Origin of the sequence: Mesorhizobium sp. M0227 (assembly GCF_040321855.1) — a bacterium.
In the GTDB taxonomy this organism is placed as follows: Bacteria; Pseudomonadota; Alphaproteobacteria; order Rhizobiales; family Rhizobiaceae; genus Mesorhizobium.
Genome location: NZ_JAMYSJ010000012.1, coordinates 93,551 through 112,398, shown reverse-complemented (window position 1 = coordinate 112,398; position 18,848 = coordinate 93,551). Strand labels below are relative to the sequence as shown.

Annotated in this window: 18 protein-coding genes and 1 tRNA gene; 11 read left to right on the top strand and 8 right to left on the bottom strand. The window is 60.6% G+C overall.

Going from position 1 to position 18,848, the window contains the following annotated elements:
* Positions 1-246 precede the first annotated feature (246 nt).
* The 4 genes from NKJ00_RS18465 to NKJ00_RS18450 all read right to left on the bottom strand — a co-directional run bounded on the left by NKJ00_RS18465 (position 247) and on the right by NKJ00_RS18450 (position 3,946).
* Complete coding sequence (locus NKJ00_RS18465) at positions 247-447, bottom strand: HGGxSTG domain-containing protein (RefSeq protein ID WP_352461333.1); 201 nt, start codon at positions 445-447, stop codon at positions 247-249.
* 1,278 nt (positions 448-1,725) lie between these two features.
* A complete protein-coding gene (locus NKJ00_RS18460) occupies positions 1,726-3,093 on the bottom strand; it encodes an integrase (protein WP_352630689.1) in 1,368 nt (455 codons plus the stop codon).
* Positions 3,053-3,142: transfer RNA gene (locus NKJ00_RS18455), tRNA-Ser, on the bottom strand. The genes NKJ00_RS18460 and NKJ00_RS18455 overlap by 41 nt, the downstream gene beginning before the upstream one ends.
* 468 nt (positions 3,143-3,610) lie before the next feature.
* A complete protein-coding gene (locus NKJ00_RS18450) occupies positions 3,611-3,946 on the bottom strand; it encodes a hypothetical protein (RefSeq protein ID WP_128304492.1) in 336 nt (111 codons plus the stop codon).
* Positions 3,947-4,322: 376 nt separating this feature from the next.
* Here NKJ00_RS18450 and NKJ00_RS18445 point away from each other — a divergent pair, with 376 nt between their 5' ends.
* From NKJ00_RS18445 to NKJ00_RS18415, 7 genes are all read left to right on the top strand, one after another.
* The gene (locus NKJ00_RS18445; protein WP_128304491.1) at positions 4,323-5,555 is read left to right on the top strand and encodes a septal ring lytic transglycosylase RlpA family protein; all 1,233 of its coding nucleotides are present in this window, start codon (positions 4,323-4,325) and stop codon (positions 5,553-5,555) included.
* Between the two features lie 103 nt (positions 5,556-5,658).
* On the top strand, positions 5,659-6,822 hold the full coding sequence (locus NKJ00_RS18440) for a D-alanyl-D-alanine carboxypeptidase family protein (RefSeq protein ID WP_164892962.1): 1,164 nt from the start codon (positions 5,659-5,661) through the stop codon (positions 6,820-6,822).
* 137 nt (positions 6,823-6,959) lie between these two features.
* Positions 6,960-7,634, top strand: coding sequence for a dTMP kinase (tmk, locus tag NKJ00_RS18435; RefSeq protein WP_023811951.1), 675 nt, complete (start codon positions 6,960-6,962; stop codon positions 7,632-7,634).
* Positions 7,631-8,686: a DNA polymerase III subunit delta' gene (locus NKJ00_RS18430; RefSeq protein ID WP_023811952.1), complete on the top strand. Its 1,056-nt coding sequence runs from the start codon at positions 7,631-7,633 to the stop codon at positions 8,684-8,686. Before tmk ends, NKJ00_RS18430 begins: the two co-directional genes overlap by 4 nt.
* Before the next feature lie 90 nt (positions 8,687-8,776).
* Entirely contained in the window at positions 8,777-10,327 is a 1,551-nt protein-coding gene (gene metG / locus NKJ00_RS18425) for a methionine--tRNA ligase (RefSeq protein ID WP_352611757.1), read from the top strand.
* The gene (locus NKJ00_RS18420) at positions 10,327-11,121 is read left to right on the top strand and encodes a TatD family hydrolase (RefSeq protein ID WP_352630687.1); all 795 of its coding nucleotides are present in this window, start codon (positions 10,327-10,329) and stop codon (positions 11,119-11,121) included. The genes metG and NKJ00_RS18420 overlap by 1 nt, the downstream gene beginning before the upstream one ends.
* A gap of 3 nt (positions 11,122-11,124) precedes the next feature.
* Entirely contained in the window at positions 11,125-11,943 is an 819-nt protein-coding gene (locus tag NKJ00_RS18415) for an MBL fold metallo-hydrolase (protein ID WP_023811955.1), read from the top strand.
* A gap of 13 nt (positions 11,944-11,956) precedes the next feature.
* On the opposite strand, the gene NKJ00_RS18410 is transcribed toward NKJ00_RS18415, so the two are convergent.
* A complete protein-coding gene (locus tag NKJ00_RS18410) occupies positions 11,957-12,610 on the bottom strand; it encodes a GNAT family N-acetyltransferase (protein WP_352630685.1) in 654 nt (217 codons plus the stop codon).
* A gap of 381 nt (positions 12,611-12,991) precedes the next feature.
* Positions 12,992-13,474: a RidA family protein gene (locus NKJ00_RS18405; protein WP_023811957.1), complete on the bottom strand. Its 483-nt coding sequence runs from the start codon at positions 13,472-13,474 to the stop codon at positions 12,992-12,994.
* Positions 13,475-13,663: 189 nt separating this feature from the next.
* Here NKJ00_RS18405 and NKJ00_RS18400 point away from each other — a divergent pair, with 189 nt between their 5' ends.
* From NKJ00_RS18400 to NKJ00_RS18390, 3 genes are all read left to right on the top strand, one after another.
* Complete coding sequence (locus NKJ00_RS18400) at positions 13,664-14,350, top strand: TetR/AcrR family transcriptional regulator C-terminal domain-containing protein (RefSeq protein ID WP_352630683.1); 687 nt, start codon at positions 13,664-13,666, stop codon at positions 14,348-14,350.
* A 307-nt stretch (positions 14,351-14,657) separates the two neighbouring features.
* Positions 14,658-15,629: an SDR family oxidoreductase gene (locus NKJ00_RS18395; protein WP_352630681.1), complete on the top strand. Its 972-nt coding sequence runs from the start codon at positions 14,658-14,660 to the stop codon at positions 15,627-15,629.
* Between the two features lie 39 nt (positions 15,630-15,668).
* A complete protein-coding gene (locus NKJ00_RS18390; protein WP_023811960.1) occupies positions 15,669-15,818 on the top strand; it encodes a hypothetical protein in 150 nt (49 codons plus the stop codon).
* Positions 15,819-15,878: 60 nt separating this feature from the next.
* On the opposite strand, the gene NKJ00_RS18385 is transcribed toward NKJ00_RS18390, so the two are convergent.
* Positions 15,879-16,385: a YciE/YciF ferroxidase family protein gene (locus NKJ00_RS18385; RefSeq protein ID WP_023811961.1), complete on the bottom strand. Its 507-nt coding sequence runs from the start codon at positions 16,383-16,385 to the stop codon at positions 15,879-15,881.
* Positions 16,386-16,615: 230 nt separating this feature from the next.
* Here NKJ00_RS18385 and NKJ00_RS18380 point away from each other — a divergent pair, with 230 nt between their 5' ends.
* On the top strand, positions 16,616-18,325 hold the full coding sequence (locus tag NKJ00_RS18380; RefSeq protein ID WP_023811962.1) for an HAD family hydrolase: 1,710 nt from the start codon (positions 16,616-16,618) through the stop codon (positions 18,323-18,325).
* 48 nt (positions 18,326-18,373) lie between these two features.
* Here the strand turns inward: NKJ00_RS18380 and NKJ00_RS18375 are convergent, their stop codons facing one another.
* Positions 18,374-18,835, bottom strand: coding sequence for a RidA family protein (locus tag NKJ00_RS18375; protein WP_352630679.1), 462 nt, complete (start codon positions 18,833-18,835; stop codon positions 18,374-18,376).
* Positions 18,836-18,848: the final 13 nt, after the last annotated feature.

Below are 18,848 nucleotides of genomic sequence, written 5' to 3'. Positions count from 1 at the left end.
CGGGCAAGCCTCACGCGCCTCAATGCCCCCTGGCCACTACGTGCGCTTCAGCATGTGCCTGGAAACCCGTTCACCGAAACGATTTTCAGGTCAACAAAAGTCAACATAATCGTAACACCCCATGGAGCGGCACCGTTTGCATCTTGATTCATTCAAGCGGATTGTTGACCCATTCAAACCCGTCCGAATATGTCCGTTGAGGAGTCAAGTCATTCGTTGAGCGCCGACGATTGCCAAGCCAATTTGCTAGGAATCAGCCGCAGCTCTCCACCTCTCCCAACGATACCGCTGCGCTTCGGCTATCCTATCCTTTCCTCCTTGGGATGTGGGGCCTGTACTCAGCCCACCATGAAACCGACATCTGAGCTTTCCAGGCACAGCTGCGTTTCTGCATTCCGTCCCCCTCCTAGTTTTAGCTTCGCATGTCTCGGTGTAGTCTTGGGCCAACTGGTTCTGTCCTCCATGTTCGATCCTTCGCTCCAACGCGGAACAGGGTAGCTTCGCCGCTCGCGGCAAACATTTTTCAAAATGGTTTAGGTAAGATTTTTTGTTTCGTTGGATTTCCGTCTTGTATGGTCTCTATCTCTGTCTCTGTGTCGATAGGGTATCGATAGGGTATCGATGGGGTATGGATAAGGTATCGATAGGGTAGGGCAGCGACAGGGTCTCGATAGGATGGCTCACTGAGAGCGTTTCAAAGACCCAGCATTTCGGACGATTGCGGTATTATGAATACCCGATTTGAATGGGAGTACCTCTGATTCATCTTTTAGCTTTACTGGGCAAAGCCGCTCAAGCTCGGATAGCGCCGCTCCACGAACTCGCTTGCTTACAATCTTGTCGATTTGCATTATCACGCCAAGCCGATGTTTTTCACGGCGGGTTATCTTTGAACCAGTCGATAATGAAATATTCTTCAGTCTTTGGATCGTAGATGACAAAACGATCTTCGATAAGGACAGTTCGAGCCAATGACAGCTGTTTTTCATTTAGGCGGCTCTCTGCAATGGCATGAGCATCGGGGAGCTGACAGCAGCCCCCACTGGTCTGGTACGGAGACGTAAGCAGGTAAACGTAAAAATGGTGGCTCTCCAGAGCTGGCAAAAGCACGGGCCGCTTCGATCCCGTCCAGCGTCGTAGAAATCTTAGCCGAGGCTCGGCATCGGTGAGAAACAGCGCCTGCAGGCGGTGGAACGCCTCGTGGTAGGCCGCATTGGGCCGGCCGCTGTCCAGCGCGGTACGATTGCGTCTCTAGGCGTGTAGTAGCCGCCGGCGGTGTCCGTCCGGTCGCTCCAAACTCAGGCGCGTCTGCTCGGTGTCACCGTCGACGGCACCCCAGCCGCATAGGCCGATTTCGCTGCCTTGGGGCGTAGACCCTCGAAGGCTTTTCGCGCGAAGTCGCCCGTCTCTTTCGACTGTTGCCGAAGCAAGTCGAGCTCAGAGGGCGTCAGCATCACGGAAGTCGAGGATGTACTCAGCTTCGGAGCGGATGAGGGCCGAAGGCTGGAGATTGAGTTCTTCCCTAACGACATCGCCATACATCCTTCGGCCTCTCGGATTTGTTCTCGGCTCACGGCCATTAATCGGAGAGCACCGCATATACAAGCGTGACTGTACCCCTGAGAGCGCATACGTGCCGTTGTTCGAGCATCTGGAGCGCGCCGTCGAGCTCAAGCGCGCCACGATGATAACGCGGCGGTCCTCACCGCAATGATGCGCGGGAGGTCAAAGATGCGCCGGCGGTTTGAACGCGATCTTCTTCAGCCAGAACTGCTTTTGCTCGAGCGTCGGGCCAGAACCGTATTTTGGCCGATGCCATTTGTGGCCCATCAGCATGGCCACGACGTTTTCGGGCGCCTCCACGGCCGTCAGCCGATCCTCGTATGTGTGCCGCAGGCTGTAGAGAGAGTGGTCATCAGTCGGCAGGAGATTCGCATTGTCAAGAAACTTGTTGACCAAGGCAGAGAGCGAGTCGGCCTTGTCGAGATAGCGCGGAAACCCTTTGGGGTGGAGCTTCATTACGGCGAGCGCGCAACCCACGAGCGGAATGTCGCGCAGGGAGTGGTCTGTCTTCAACACGCGTCCATCGGGCCTCACCTGCACATGTGGCACCGCGTGATCTAGCAAGATGCGGTGCGGCAGAAGGTTCGCCGCCTCCGACAAACGCATGCCGGTGTCCGCTATCAGCAGCACAAGGTGACGGGCCTCCTCGTTGAGTTCCGCCAGCGCGCGGTCGGCAAGGATCTTGTCTTGGACGAAAGCCGCTTCGAAAGCCGCTCGTTGGACCGCGACCTGTCCCGATAGCCGCAATTTCTTGAACACCGGCGGCAAATTCAGCTGATGTGCCATGTCGACAGTGGTCAGCATCTTCGACACGTGGCCAATGTCCTTGTTTGCGGTGCCGATGTCGAGACTTTCCACGCGTATGCGTTTCTGCCACCACTCGCGAAATTGTATGGCGTGGCTCCGGGTGAGGGCGGCTATGTTCATGTCGCCCACAACCTCGATAAGGTTGCCAACGGCGCGCTTTTTCGGATTGCGCCACTTTCGGAGCTGGTTCGGGGACATGGCATTGAGGCTTTGGGCCTCGATCTTCTCGAATTCTGCAACCAGCCCCGTGAGGCGGATCGCCGGCCGCTCCTCACCACCCAGGGCGGCCGCCACCTCCCGCTCGTCCTCAATGACGTTCCTGTCGAGGAGCAGTCTAATGCGGTCGACAATATCATCGCGCGCGCCTTCAGCGAGCTCGGCATTCGTCTGATAGACCAGCCTCAGGGCTTTCGCCCGCTGCTGGGCCGCCTCGAAACGCAAGCGAGCTTCGCCAGATTGACCGTCGCGAAGCCCTCCCCAATACGCATCGAGCTCGACGTGGAGGCGCTGCACTACTTCCTTGGCACGAATGCCACGGGGATCGTTTACGATCGGAATGTCGGTGCTGATGCGGACCAGGACGCGGCGATCGAGCTCGGCGAATTCCTTCGGAACACGGCGAACGAGGTACCAGGTGCCGTCGCGCTTATGCGCCTTTGGCGGATCTTGCAGGGGCGCCAGTTGGCGGAGGAAGTGGGATTCGAACCCACGGTGAGCTTGCACCCACGCCGGTTTTCAAGACCGGTGCCTTAAACCGCTCGGCCATTCCTCCATCGTGATTTTTCAACCACTTGGGTAGCGCGGGGGCCAACCCGTTTGGCCTGTTGGCACCGGATTGGCACCGAAGGCGCTCCCGGCTGGTTCACGCCTCATTCCTGTAAAGCGGCATTGAGGGCTGCGTCAACCACCGCTGCGTCGCTTCCTGCTGTCCTGGGCAGACTCTGAGCTTGTCGGGATCGAGCACCGGGACCATCGCGGTCCAATGGTGCATGAAGAAGAAGCCCGCCGCGGGCGTTGCCCGAGATTGTGAGGCGCTGCAGTGCTTCCATGCAGCGCCCCAGGCAAGGGCGCAGTCCAGCTATCGCCAGAACCATCCTTGCAACCGGGCGGGGCGGGTTAATCCCTATAGGTCAACCTCTTGGGAGAGCTGCGGCATTTCCCCAAAAAATTCAGTTCGCCAAGGGAACAGCTGCTCGTGAGGAAGGCCGAAGCTGCAAATCGGCTCCGGCCTGCGTGTTCCTCAGTCTTTGCAGCTTTCGTCCGCCTTTGCCGCCGCGGCCTTATCACCATGCTGCTGCGCCTCAATGTCCTGCTGCGAGGTTGCAAGATTCTTGTCGCCGCCGCCTTCGGCGCCCGCCAACGGCATCGTGGCGCCATCCTTGGCGGCTGGCTTGCCCGTGCTGTCCGACGCTTTTGGGGTCTCTAAAGGCGCATGAGTTCCATCTTTCGAAATACCGGCGGTCTGTTCGGAATCCGTCCCTGCGTTGGAAGCCGACTTGTCCGGGCATGCGGCGATCGCAGACCCGGCAGAAAGTGACATTGCGATCGCGATTGTCAATGAAGCCATTTTCATCATGCTCGTCCTTCTGTTCGAGTGCCCTGCGGAAGAAACTAGCGGCGCATTTCTTTGTTCCGACGGTCGGTCCGCTGCCCGTCAAAGCTTGGTCAACGGCAGGCATGGGCGGCAGGAGCGAAGCCAGGCTCTTTGTGGCAGAGGGCATCACATCTCTCGCGTGGAAGCACGAAAACCGTTACTTTTCAGAAGGCTTTCACGGTGGAGACGCCACAATCTTGCCCGGTTGCAGCCACAATCGGTTAATACCGTGATAAGCAATTCCTGCGCACAAAGGATCGGGGTTCAAAGGCGTCGTTGTATTGGTCGGGTGAGTGTTTCGGCTTCTTCGACGGTTGGACACGACGTCTAGGTCAAGACTGAAGGGGACATCAGGAAAATGCAGGCTGTGACGCAACCGCGTCTTCGTCGCGCTGCTGCAGTCGCGTTGTTCGCCATGTCGGCCGCCTTGCTGGCGGCTTGTGCGTCGCAGCCCGAGCCGAAAGCGATGGTCTACAAGAAGACCCGCTCCAAAGAATATTTCGCCGAATCCGAATATGGCGTGAAGGCAAGCCCGCGTGTGATCTCCCAGAATGGGCGCATCCAACGTGGCGGCGGCAGGGATCAGCTCGGCAAACCCTATCAGGTCCGCGGCAAGTGGTATTACCCCCGGGAAGACAAGCGCTACGCCAAGGTCGGCCTGGCCTCCTGGTATGGCGACGCCTTCCATGGCCGGCTTACCGCCAATGGCGAAGTCTACGACATGACCCATCTAACGGCGGCGCACCCGACCATGCCGCTGCCGAGCTATGCCCGCGTCACCAATCTCAAGACCGGCAGTTCGGTCATCGTTCGCGTCAACGATCGCGGCCCATATCACGAAGGCCGCATCATCGATGTCTCGGAGCGCGCTGCCCAGATGCTTGACTATGCCAACACCGGCACCGCTCAGGTGAAGGTCGAATATGTCGGCCGCGCGCCGCTCGACGGCGATGACGACCAGTATCTGATGGCTTCCTACCATCCCGGCAACAGGGCGCCAGACCCGTCGGATGGACTGCCGACCGGCGTCATGGTCGCCATGAACGGGCCGTCGCCAAGCCTGCCTGCGGGCGCCGCCGCCGTGCCGTTTCCGGGCCAGTTGACCGATTCCGGCGCTGTCCAGCCGGTCATGTCGACGCAGTCCTCGGCCTATGGCGATCTGGCGCTTCCGGATTTCGGCCCGATCGTGCCGGAGCGCCCGCAGATCAATCTGCCGCCGCAATCACCGTTTGCCGTGGCCTCGCTGTCCTATGCCGACGAGCGGGTCGAACGCGCCTCAAATGCCTTCGCCGCAATGGGTGGCGACGGCATGTCGCCGGCCGACGTGCTCCAATCGTGGAAGCGGCAGCCGCCACCGGCCGGTCCGTCCACCGACTACGTTGCTGCCGGTTCGTTCGAGGATGCCGGAGAAGCCAAGCGTATTGCCGCTCAGCTTGCCGCCTTCGGCAAGATCGAGATCCAGCGTTCGGAACTCGACGGCGAGGATTGGTATTCGGTCAATCTCTATCCCGATGGCCATCACAACCTGGATGATTTGCTGCAGGCTGCCTGGTCGCATGGCGCTCCCGATGCGCTGGCTGTGCGCAACTGAGCACAAGCCAGGCTGGATTTCCGCTACGCGGTTGATCCGCCGTGCAAAAAGCCCGATACTTTTTGCGGGCTTGCCGGCGGTGCCGGCCAACGGGTCGAACATCATGCAATTGCGCTTGCTCCCGCTCGCCGGGCTTCTGGTTTTTGGCCTGCTGCTGTTTTTCCAGGCTCCGGCCGGTGCGCAGCTGTTCGAGACCAAGGCCGCACAGGCCTTCATGATCGACGCCGAGACCGGGACGGTGCTGTTTTCCAAGGATGCCGACAAGCCGATACCGCCGGCCTCGATGGCCAAGCTGATGACCATGGAAGTGGTTTTCAACGCCATCAAGTCCGGTCGCCTGAAGCTCGACGATACGTTCGTTGTCAGCGAAAACGCCTGGCGCAAGGGTGGCGCGCCTTCGGGAACATCGACAATGTTCGCCAAGCTCAAGTCGTCGATCCGGCTCGAAGACCTGATTCAGGGCGTGACCGTGCAGGCGGCCAATGACGGCTGCATCGTCATCGCCGAAGGCATGTCGGGATCCGAGGACAATTTTGCCGCGCAGATGACCGAACGGGCCCGCCAGATCGGCCTCAAGACGTCGACTTTCGTCAATTCGACCGGCCTGCCGGCGGATGGCCAACAGACGACCATGCGCGAGCTGGCGCAGCTCGCCCTGCACCTGTGGCGCGATTATCCGGATCTCTATCGCTATTACAGCCAGAAGGATTTCACCTGGAACAAGATCTCACAGAGGAACCGCAATCCGCTGCTGGCGATGGACATCGGCGCCGACGGCCTGGCGGTCGGTGCGAGCGAGGCAGCCGGTTTCGGCATCGTCGGTTCGCTCAGCCACAATGGTACCCGCGTGATCGCGGCGATGAGCGGGCTGGCCTCGGACAAGGAGCGCGCCGAGGAAGCGCGAAAGCTGCTCGACTGGGGTGTCCGCTCGTTCGAGAAGACTGAAATTTTCGCCAAGGACGAGGTGGTTGGAGAAGCCCAGGTTTTCGGCGGAGCGAAATCCGGGGTGACGCTGAAGGCCAAGGGTCCGATCGACATTTTCCTGCCGATCACCAACCGCGACAAGCTGACGGCCAGGATCGTCTACAACGGCCCGGTTGCTGCACCGGTGGAGGAGGGGCAGCCGGTGGGTGCGCTGCGCGTCTGGATCGGCGATACGCTCAGCCAGGAGACACCGCTTTTCGCCGCCGAATCGATCGGCGTCGGCACGCTGCCGCAGCGCGCACTCGATGCCGTCAAGGAACTGGCGGTCGGCTGGCTGCGATAACGCATATCACTCAAAACCAGCCATGGTTTTGGGGGCGACTGCACAAGGGCAAAAATTGACGGCATGGACGTTTGGCCGAACGCGGACTATCTAGAGCGCTACAATCCCATTCAGCCATGGACAAGAAGGCCTCTCGGTTGGCACGCGGTTTTTTCATCACCTTCGAAGGCGGCGAGGGGGCAGGCAAGTCGACGCAGATCGAGCGGCTGGCCAGGAAGATGCGCGCCAAGAAATACGATGTGCTGCTTACCCGCGAACCCGGCGGCTCGCCGGGCGCCGAAGCCGTCAGGCATGTGCTGCTTTCGGGCGCGGCCGAACCGTTCGGACCGAAGATGGAAGCGCTGCTTTTCGCCGCCGCGCGATCCGATCATGTCGAGCAGCTCATCCGGCCGGCGGTCGAGCGTGGTTCCATCGTGCTTTGCGACCGCTTCCTCGATTCCTCGCGCGTCTACCAGGGCGTCACCGGCGGCATCGATTCGGCGTTCATGGATGCGCTGGAGCAGGTCGCCATCAACGGCATGATGCCGGACATGACGCTGATCTTCGACATCGATCCGGCGGAAGGCCTGAGGCGCGCAACGCTGCGGCGCGGCACCGAGGCAGTCGCCGACCGCTTCGAAAAGGAGACGCTGGCGATCCATCAGGCCCGCCGCGAGGCGTTTCTGGCGATCGCCAAGGCCGAGCCGGAGCGCTGCATCGTCGTCGACGCAGCCGCCGAGCCCGACGCGGTCGAGAACGTCGTCACCGCGGCGGTGTTCGCGGCACTGGCGGCGAGAACGCCGGCACGCGACAGGCAGGCAACGCCGGCATGATCTTCGAACGCATCGCACCCGAGCAGCACGACACGCTCGACGGCGTGCCGGAGCCCTCCGAAACGCCCGTTCTGGTCGGGCATAGCCAAGCTGCAGGCGTGCTCACCGCCGCTTATCGTGCGGGCAAGCTGCCGCATGCGCTGATCTTCTCCGGGCCAGTCGGCATCGGCAAGGCGACGCTCGCCTTCCACCTTGCGCATCATCTGCTGAAGCACCCGGATTTTGCGCAGGCGCCGGAAAGCCTTGCCACTGCCGATCCGGCTTCGTCGCTGTTTCGCCAGATCGCCACCGGGGCGCATCCTTCCGTGCTGCATCTGACCCGGCCGCTGAACGACAAGACCAAGAGTTTCAAGACAGTCGTCACCGTCGATGAGATACGCAAGGTCAGCCGCTTCCTGTCGCTGACCTCGCACGACGGCAGCTATCGGGTCGTCATCGTCGACCCCGCCGATGACATGAACACCAATGCGGCCAATGCGTTGCTGAAAAATCTTGAAGAGCCGCCGGCACGGACTCTGTTCATCCTGATTGTCCACGCGCCGGGCAGCCTGCTGCCGACGATCCGGTCGCGCTGTCAGGTGGTGCGATTGAACCCGCTCGACGCCAACGACCTGATGACGGTGCTGGAAACGACCGAGCCCGCGCCGCCTGACGATCCGGCGGCTCGCGCGGCACTGGTCGGGCGGGCAGGGGGCAGCGCCCGGAACGCGATCCTGTTGACGCAGTATGGCGGGCTGGAGATCGCCTCCACGCTCGACGCTCTGGTCACCGGCAGAAAGAGCGATGTCGGCGGCGCGTTTCGCCTCGCCGAAGCCGTGGCTGGCCGCGATCAGGCGATCCAGTTCGATATCTTCAACCGCCGGGCGCTGGACCTGTTGTCGGACGCGGCAAGTCAGGCAGCACTGGCGGGCGATCTCGCACGGGCCAAAACGTTGTCCGACACTTGGCATGAGGCGCTGGACGCTATATCTGAGACCGATACCTACAATCTCGACAAGAAGCAGCACGCCCTGATCATGATCGACCGCCTGAATTCTGCAATGCGAATGTGACTGGGTTTCCTGGATCGGGATGGCAAATGCTGCCTCGATACGATATCCACCGCCACGCCTTTCCATTCAGACATTCATGACGGTTCCTTCATGTCACGCGACAAGTTCTACATCACCACCCCGATCTTTTATCCGAACGGCAAGCCGCATATCGGCCACGCCTATACGGTCATTGCAACCGACGCCCTGGCACGCTTCCAGCGCCTGGACGGCAAGGACGTCTTCTTCCTGACCGGTACCGACGAACACGGCCTGAAGATGCAGCAAACGGCCGAGAAGGAAGGCATAACGCCGCTGGCGCTGGCCGACCGCAATTCGGCGATTTTCCGCGCGATGACCGAGGCGATGGGTGGCTCGAACGACGACTACATCCGCACGACGGAACCGCGCCACTACGAATCCTGTCAGGCGATCTGGAAGGCGATGGCCGCCAATGGCGACATCTATCTCGACCGTTATAGCGGTTGGTATTCGGTGCGCCAGGAAGCCTATTTCGACGAGAGCGAGACGACGCTCGGCGAGGATGGCGTGCGTCGCGAACCGCTCGGCTCGCCCGTCGAATGGAACGAGGAAGAAAGCTATTTCTTTCGGCTTTCCGCCTATCAGGAAAAATTGCTGGCCCTTTATGAGAGCCAGCCAGACTTTATCGGTCCCACCGAGCGCCGCAACGAGGTGCTCAGCTTCGTCAAGTCCGGGCTGAAGGATCTGTCGATCTCGCGCACCACCTTCAAATGGGGCGTGCCGGTGCCCGGCGACGACAAACATGTGATGTATGTCTGGGTCGACGCGTTGACCAACTACATCACCGCCGCCGGCTATCCCGACACAAAGGCCGAGCAATGGCGCTATTGGCCGGCCACGCACATCATCGGCAAGGACATTGTCCGCTTCCATGCGGTCTATTGGCCGGCATTTCTGATGTCGGCGGGCATTGAGTTGCCGAGCCGCGTTTTCGCGCATGGCTTCCTGTTCAACCGCGGCGAAAAGATGTCGAAATCGGTTGGCAACGTCGTCGATCCGTTCGCGATGGTCGAGCACTACGGCCTCGACCAGGTGCGCTACTTCTTCCTGCGCGAGGTGCCCTTCGGCAACGACGGCAGCTACAGCCATGACGCGATCGTCAACCGCACCAATGCCGATCTCGCCAATGGCCTCGGCAACCTTGCGCAGCGCTCGCTGTCGATGATCGCCAAGAACTGCGGCGGCGTGGTGCCGCAGCGCGGCGACCTGACGGATGCAGACAGAGCAATCCTGGATCAGGCCGTCGCCGCTCTCGACATCGCGCGCAAGGCGATGGCCGAGCAGGGCATCCATCTGGCGCTGGCGGCGATCTCCGGCGTGGTGGCGGAAGCCGATCGCTACTTCGCCGGCGAGGCACCATGGGCGCTGAAGAAGACTAATCCGGAACGAATGGAAACGGTGCTGTGGACGACCGCCGAAGTCGTGCGCCGGGTGGCGGTGCTGTGTCAGCCCTTCACTCCGGGATCAGCCGCGAAACTGCTCGATCTGCTGGCGGTTCCGGCGGACAGCCGCGACTTCGTGCATGTCCACGCGGACCATGCGCTGGTGCCGGGCACCGCGTTACCCGTGCCGGAAGGGGTTTTTCCACGTTATGTCGAACAGCCGGACGCGAACGTCTGATGCTCGTCGACAGTCACTGCCATCTCGACTTTCCCGACTTCGCCGAGGAGCGGGCGGCCATCGTCGCCCGCGCGTTAGCCGCCGGAATCGACCGTATGGTGACGATCTCGACACGCGTGAGGCGGTTTCCGCAAGTACTTGAGATCGCTGAAACTTTCGACGAAGTCTATTGCTCTGTCGGCACTCATCCGCACAATGCGGCCGAAGAGCTGGATATCACGGTCGAGGAGCTTGTGCGGCTATCCGCGCACCCGAAAGTGGTGGCCATCGGCGAGGCCGGGCTGGACTACTTCTACGACAAAGCGCCCCGCGATGCGCAGGCGCAAGGCTTTCGCACCCACATATCAGCCGCGCGCGAGACCGGCCTACCGCTGGTCATCCATTCGCGCGACGCCGACGACGACATGGCAGCGATCCTCAAGGCCGAAACGGGGAAGGGCGCCTTCCCCTTCATCCTGCATTGCTTTTCTTCCGGACATCGGCTCGCCGAAATTGGCGTCGCTCTCGGCGGCTACATGTCGTTCTCGGGTATCCTCACCTTCAAGAATTCAGCTGAGTTGCGCGCCATTGCCGCCGATGTGCCGCATGACCGGCTGCTGGTCGAAACCGACGCGCCCTATCTGGCGCCCGTGCCGTTTCGCGGCAAACGCAACGAGCCCGCCTATGTCGCGCACACGGCCAAGGTGCTGGCCGAAACCATCGGCGTCAGCGAAGCTGAAATCGCTGATTTGACGACGGATAATTTCTTCCGGCTGTTCGGCAAGATGCCGCGGCCTGTAGAGCAAAGTGCCTGAACGATGACCGACCGGCTGCGCCTCACCATTCTCGGCTGCGGCTCGTCCCCAGGTACGCCGCGCATCACCGGCGACTGGGGCAATTGCGACCCCGACAACCCCAAGAACCGGCGCACGCGTGCCGCCGCACTCGTCGAGCGGATCGCGGCGAACGGCAGCCGCACGACTGTCGTCATCGACACGGGGCCGGATTTTCGGCAGCAGATGCTGCTGGCCGGCGTTAAACGTGTCGATGCGGTCGTCTATACCCACCCGCATGCCGACCACATCCATGGCATCGACGATCTGCGCGGTTTCGTTCTCGATCAGCGCCAACTGATCGACGTCCATGCCGACAGGGCGACGATGCTTCGGTTGCGGGAAGCGTTCGGATACTGTTTCGAGACGCCGCAAGGCAGTTCCTATCCGCCGATCGTCAGGCCGCATCTCATCGACCACACCAGGCCGGTGGTCATCGAAGGAGAGGGGGGTACCCTCACCCTTGAGCCGCTGCCGCAGATCCACGGCGACATCGTATCGCTCGGTTTCCGCATTGGCGGTCTCGCCTATTGTCCCGACATCAGCGACTTTCCGGAACCCACCGCCGAACGGCTGCGCGACCTCGACGTGCTGATCATCGACGCGCTGCAGTACCGGACGCATCCCAGTCACCTGTCCCTTGGCGAAGCGCTTGAATGGATCGAGCGGCTGGCGCCGATACATGCGGTGTTGACACATATGCACGTGCCGCTCGACTACGCCACGGTGATGGCCGAGACACCCGCCAACGTCGAGCCGGCCTATGATGGGATGGCGATTGAAATCCCTTACGAATCAGCGTGATGCGAATAGACTTTCATACAGGCTTTCGGTTCATTGGTGCGAATATCAGCAGCGTTCCGATCCGTTCGTAGCCCATCCGGGGATAAAGCAGAGCCCCGGCGTGGGTTGCAGCCAGCACCGAGCACCTCGACCCACGCGCCCGATCGTCGTGCAACATTTTCGACATCAAAGCCTGGCCAATGCCGCGACGCCGGTGCGAAGGCTCGACATACATGCTCGAACACCACGTGGCTTCCACGGCATCCAAGCTGCGCACGCGCCCAACGATATCGGCGCCATCGACTGCCACATACTGGCGCAACGGCGCGCTGTCGCCGAGCAAATGATCCGGGATCGGCTGTCTGCGGATGATCTTTCCCAACTGCGCCGCCGCCCGTTCGGCTGTCTGCACGCGTTCGACCGAAGCAACCGCAACCGCTGGCGGGCTCGGAATCCGGCGCAACCGGTGGACGAAAAAACCTTCGGTCCGAAGCAGCCGGTAGCCGAGAGCTTTGTAGGCGGTTCGTGTCGGCCCGTCCGGATCCTCGTTCGCGATCACAACGGAAATGGCAAAGCCCGGCCGTGCATGCTGCCGCACGACGGCATCGGCTTCTTGAGCGGCGACGTCATGGACGACCCATTCTTCGCCGCGGTAGTCACGAAGATTCTTGCGCTCGGCATCGCGCATCAGCCACAAGCGTCCAACGCGGCTGGCCTCGTAAGGAAAGGTGCGGCTTCTGTCGGCGCTGAAGCCATGCACGAACACTTCGATCGCCGCTTCGATCTCGCTGTTTGCCATCTTCATTCGACAGCCTAGCGTTGGCCATCCGCTCAAGGCAATACGGCACAATCGGCTCAAGCCTATGAGAATCAGCGGCAATTTCCAGTTCTTGACCGATGCGTTAGTTCCATAATCTATCTTATGCGACTTTTGGATGCGGCGGCAATAGCAATAGAGTGTATGCGTCGTGACGGCTTTGCTTCGTGGGAGCCAAAATGAATTGGTGGTTCCAACGCGCGGCTGTCGGCGGCGTGCTCGACCCCATGTCAGTTGGGGCGATCAGGCTCCCTATTCCAGAATAACGGTGGCTTCCACCTCGAAAAGCATGGGGTCGATTGCAAGCTTGGGAACGGGAACCAGTGTCTGCGCCGGCAACGCCTCGCCGAACATGTCCTTGACGTTCCTGGTTAACACATCGAGCTTGGACATGTCGTGGTCGACCACGAAGACCGTGAGCTTCGCCACCTGATCCGGCTTGGCGCCGATGCCCCCGAGCGCCGCATGCAAATTTGCGTAGGCCTGCTTAACCTGGACGGCGAAATCGGGTGACAAGGCTCCTGTGCTGTCTTGGCCGCCCTGCCCGGAAATGTAGGCAATCCGAGCTCCGCGCGGTGCGATCACGGCGGTGCTGTAGCCATTCGGCGACGGGTCGTAGAGCGTCTGTGGATTGATGATGGTCAGCTTGAACTCGTTCGCCGGCGACGCAGTGGGAACTGCAATGGTCATGATGATTAGCCCTCCGATAAGCAGATGCTTGATTGCGCGTGACATGATTTCTCCTGGCTCTGCTGACTGCGAATAACGCACTCGCCGCCGGCATGAACTTTAAACCAGATCGCTCATACGATGAATCCTGCGATGTACGAGTCATCGTATGGTACATCGTACTAGTCAAGCGATCAGCGTCGACATTCCTGACGGTGCCTGCCAAAATCGACGTTCGGCCAGCAAGGAAGACAGATGGCAGCCAAACCCCGCAGTGCCAGCAAACGATCGCAACGGACAAAGCTTCAACCCATCCAGGAGGCGAGCAGCGAGCCGCCGCTGTCTCGAGAGCGTATCGTGGCGATCGCCGTGGAACTGCTGGACGCCCAGGGCATAGACGGATTGACAATGCGTCGGCTGGCCGATCGCCTCGGCTCGGGTGTGATGAGCCTGTATTGGCACGTTGACAACAAGGAGGATGTCTTTGATCTAGCACTCGATTCGGTGCTCGAACATCGCAGATCGCCTGAAACAGGTGAGTCTCCGGACTGGCGTGGAGACGTCGTTCATATGCTCGAAGACTGGCGCGCCAGAATGTTGCGCCATCCTTGGTCGGCATCGCTGTTGCCGCGCCGGGCGCTCGGCCCGAACATTCTCAGCCGCCTGGAAATGTTGAGCAAGACCTTGTCCAGAGCCGGTGTTGCCGACGCGAATCTGAACGCCGCGATATGGTCGCTCTGGAATTATGTGATGGGCGCCACCCTCACCCGGGCAAGCTTCGACCTCTCGGAAGAAGACAGGGCAGCCGCACAGCAGCGTCTTACACACCTCAGCGAACACTACCCGACAATCGAACGCTCTCGTCTGCTGTTGGACAACGATTGGGATGGCGCCTTCCGAAAAGGCCTCGACTTCCTGCTCGATGGGCTGTCGCCAAGATAGAATTCCGGCGGCTACGCCCGGAGTAGACCGGATGGCGCTGCTTTGCCAGTTTGACGCAATAGCTTCCCAATCCACATCATCACGTTTGGCTCGCCGCCAAGGCGGCGCAGGCAGCGGGCAAGCCCCGGTGCTCGATCCCATCGCGGCGGTGGCTGGCGCGGCTGCATTGCAGCTGAATTGGTGCAGCTGGCGATGTCGTCGTTACGCGTTGCCAAACGCTGGCCGGAATCCTCTCGGCAAGTCGATCTTTTGCGCAAACCTTTTTGCCTGACATGCGTTGTTTCCTCTCCAAGCCAAGGAGACGATCATGCAGATGAAGTCAGAAATAGCCGGTGAAGCGGCCAAGCAGCGCCATATCCAACGTGGCGTCGATGCCAAGGACAAATCGAATGGCGGTGGGAAGCAGCAAGGCGCCATGCAGGCTGGCGCCCGTGAATATCCCGAGCCCCCCTTCCCCGAGCAACATCAGCCCAAACCGGGGCACGAATGGGCGCTAGAGCCGGAGCCGCTGTACGATGCGCCGTACTATCTCGGATCGAAAAAACTCGACCAAAAGGTAGCACTCATCACGGGCGGCGATTCCGGCATCGGCCGCTCGGTGGCGGTGTTGTTCGCCCGCGAGGGCGCCGACGTCGCGATCGTCTATCTGGCCGAGGACAAGGATGCTGAAGAGACCAAATCAGCGGTGGAAAAGGAGGGACGACGCTGCATCCTGGTCAAGGCCGATGTCAGCGAACGCAGCCACTGCCACAAGGCGGTCATGGAGACCGTTGAAAAATTCGGTCGCATCGACGTGCTGGTCAACAACGCTGCGTTCCAGATCCATTCCAGCGATTTCGGCGAGCTGACCGAAGAACATTTCGACACGACGCTGAAGACCAATCTTTACGGCTATTTTCATATGGCGCAGGAAGCGGTGCCGCACATGAAGCCAGGTTCGGCGATCATCAACACCGGTTCGGTAACCGGTATCGACGGTTCAAAACAACTGGTCGACTATTCGATGACCAAAGGCGGCATCCATGCCTTCACGCGGGCCCTGTCGGGCAATCTCATCGGCAAGGGCATAAGGGTGAATGCGGTCGCACCGGGTCCGGTGTGGACGCCGCTCAATCCGTCGGACAAGGAAGCCGACGACGTCTCGAAATTCGGCGCGGACACGCCAATGAAACGACCCGCGCAACCGGAAGAACTCGCGCCGGCCTATGTGTTCCTCGCTTCGCCGCATTGCTCGAGCTACATCACCGGCGAAATCTTGCCGGTCGTCGGAGGGTACTGAGGATGGCCGGAATGAATCCATGAGCAAGGAGTAGGATGGATGGGCCGTCTGCTTTTCATGGTGGCGCTCACTTGTGTAGCGTACCGCATCTACACGGAAATCGCAGGATCTGCTCGGCATGCGCCGCAGGATGACGATGAGGCGCTGCGCAAGCAATCAACGGCCTTGGGCGTCGACCCGTCTCGCTGACGGAGTGGAAACCTGCCAGCAATCCGGCCGGCCGAGTTACCAGCCGGCCGGATTGCAGCCCTATTCGGCTGCCTGCAGGTTGATCTTGCTTTCCGCCATTTCGGTGAGCTTGCGATCTGTCGCCTGTTCTTCCCTCAGGTTCTTGGCCAGCACATTGGCGCAGTCGGTGCGGCCGAGTTGCTTGGCCCAGGCGATGAGCGTCCCGTAGCGGGTCATCTCATAGTGTTCGACGGCCTGCGCCGAAGCAATCAGCGCCGCGTCGAGAACCTCCTTGTCATCGACGTCACCGCTCACATCGTCGGCCTCCTCGAGAATACCGTCGATTGCCGGACAGTTGACCTCCTTGGCCTTGACGCCATGCAACTCAAACACCTGTTCGACGCGCTCGATATGGCCTCTCGTCTGGTCGAGGTGTTTTTCAAATCCGGCTTTCAATTGCGGGTCGGTTGCCTTGTCGATCATCTTCGGCAGCGCCTTCTCGATCTGCTTTTCGGCGTAATAGATGTCGCGCAGCGTGTGCACGAAGAGATCGTCGAGTGTCTTGATGTCCTTCGAAAAGAAGCCCATGGCCTTACCTTTCATTGCGCTTGGTGTGGATTTCGGCGACGGGGTTTGCACGCCGCCAGCAAAGACCGGGACGGTTCCCGGCTTGTCTGGTCAACGTACCGGCACCGAAGGAGTTCCTGATTTCCGAGGGCGAACCGCCCCTCCTCCACCTACGATCCGGTCGGTGGGGAGCCTTTGTCTCGATCACACGTTCTAGCCACAGGGCAACCGGAACGAGAAGGGTCGGCGGAATGTATTTCATTGCATTGGCGGCAGACTATGACGGCACGCTGGCTCATGATGGGATCGTCGCCAAGAAGACGCTCGCCGCGCTTGAGCGGTTCAAGAAAAGCGGCCGCAAGCTGGTTCTCGTCACCGGGCGTGAACTGCCCGATCTCAAGCGCGTCTTTCCCGAGCTTAGCCTCTTCGACAAGGTCGTCGCTGAGAATGGCGCGATGATCTACACGCCGGCCAGCGAGGAAGAGCGGGTGATCGCCCCATCGCCCGAGCCCAAATTCGTCGCCAGATTGAAGCGGCAGGGCGTCAAGCCGCTTTCGGTCGGGCGATCGATCGTCGCGACCTGGGAACCCCATCAGGCGACCGTGCTCGATATCATCAAGAAGATGGGTCTCGAACTGGAAATCATCTTCAACAAGGGCGCGGTGATGATCCTGCCGAGCGGCATCAACAAAGCCACCGGGCTCGCTGCGGCCCTTCAGGACCTTCGACTTTCGCCGCACAACGTCGTCGGCGTCGGCGACGCCGAGAACGACCACGCGTTCCTGCAAGCCTGTGGCTGCAGCGCCGCCGTCGACAATGCAATTCCGGCGGTCAAGGATACAGCCAACCTGGTCATGCGTGGCGCCCGCGGCAAGGGCGTGGAGCAATTGATCGCAAAGCTGATAAAGCGTGATCACGCGATAGTGCCGAAGCGCCATGACGGCATCGTTCTTGGGTCGTCTGGCGGCGATGATGTCTACCTGTCGCCGAGCGACACGATCCTCATTGCCGGGAGTTCCGGCATTGGTAAATCCACCTTGGCCACCGCGCTGACGGAACGCTTCGTCGAAAGTGGTTTTCAGTTCTGCGTCTTCGATCCCGAAGGCGACTATGACGGCCTCGAAGGCGCCGTTCGCCTGGGAGACGGCTCAAGCGCGCCGACAAAGGCGCAGGTGCTGGATCTGATCGCCAAGGCCGACAGCAACATTGTCGTCAACGGATTGGCCCTGCGCGTCGACGAGAGGCCGGATTTCTTTGCCGACCTGCTGCCTGGCCTGAGCAGTTTCCGCCGGCGCACCGCGAGACCGCACTGGCTCGTCATCGATGAAGCGCACCATCTTCTGCCCAAGCGGCGCGACGATACGCGGGCGGTCCTTTCATTGGAATTGCCGGGCACAATCTTGATCACCGTTCACCCCGAGGCGATCTCGACAGACGCCTTGCGCCTTGTGACAGCCATCATTGCGCTTGGCCCCAAGGCGAAGGACGTGGTGAAGGTCTTCTGCAAGGAGACTGGCATTGAGCCGCCAAAGGACATCCCCAGCCCCAAGGGCGCGCGCGTGCTGTTCTGGCGGCCGCAGGCGGGCAAGAAAGTCAAGACGGTCAAGGTGGTGGAACCACGTCAGTCACTCAAGCGGCACAGCCGGAAATATGCCGAAGGCCAGCTCGACGAAGCCGGCAGCTTCTATTTCCATGGCCCTGACAATGCGATGAACCTCAGGGCTCACAATCTGATGATCTTCGCTCAGATCGCCGAGGGCATAGACGACAAGACTTGGGAGTTTCACTTGCGCACCGGCGACTATTCCAAATGGTTTCGACATCAGATCAGGGACAAGGACCTGGCGCGCGAAACCGCCGAGGCGGAAGAGGACAAGACCCTGTCGGCGCAGGAGAGCCGCAAGCGGGTGCTTGACGCTGTGCGCCGACGTTACACGGCTCCGGCCACAGCCCCGGAGTGACACTCGAGAGCCAAGGCAACTAAGCTATCGCTGCACGCGAAAACTTTTTCAGTCAGGCAACGCCGCCACCGCGACAATTTCAACGACGATGTCGGCTTGCGCAAGCGCTGCAATCCCGATCACCTCGGAGGGCGGCGGGTTGTTATAGCTGCAGTGCTCCGGGCAATGCTCGGCAAAGAACTCGTCCAGTACGTCGAGACGAAAATTGGGTGAACTTAGAACGCCGCCATCGGGAAATGGCCCCTTGATGAAGAAGGTCAGCCGGATGAGATAGTCGAGCGCGCTGCCGAGTTCTTCCAGATATGATTTGATGTTCGCCAAAATTGCGCGCCACTGTGCCGCCGCATCGCCAGGGAAGCCCCCTCCTCTCTTTCCGGCAGGATCGTAATTTTCGGCGGTTGCCGTATTGCCGCAGAGGTAGACAAATCCCTTTGCTCCGGTGATGACCGTGCCTTTTCCCCACGGCATCAACCTGCCGTTTTTGAATTTCCTATGGGTTACGAGTTCCATGCTCCGTCCAGAG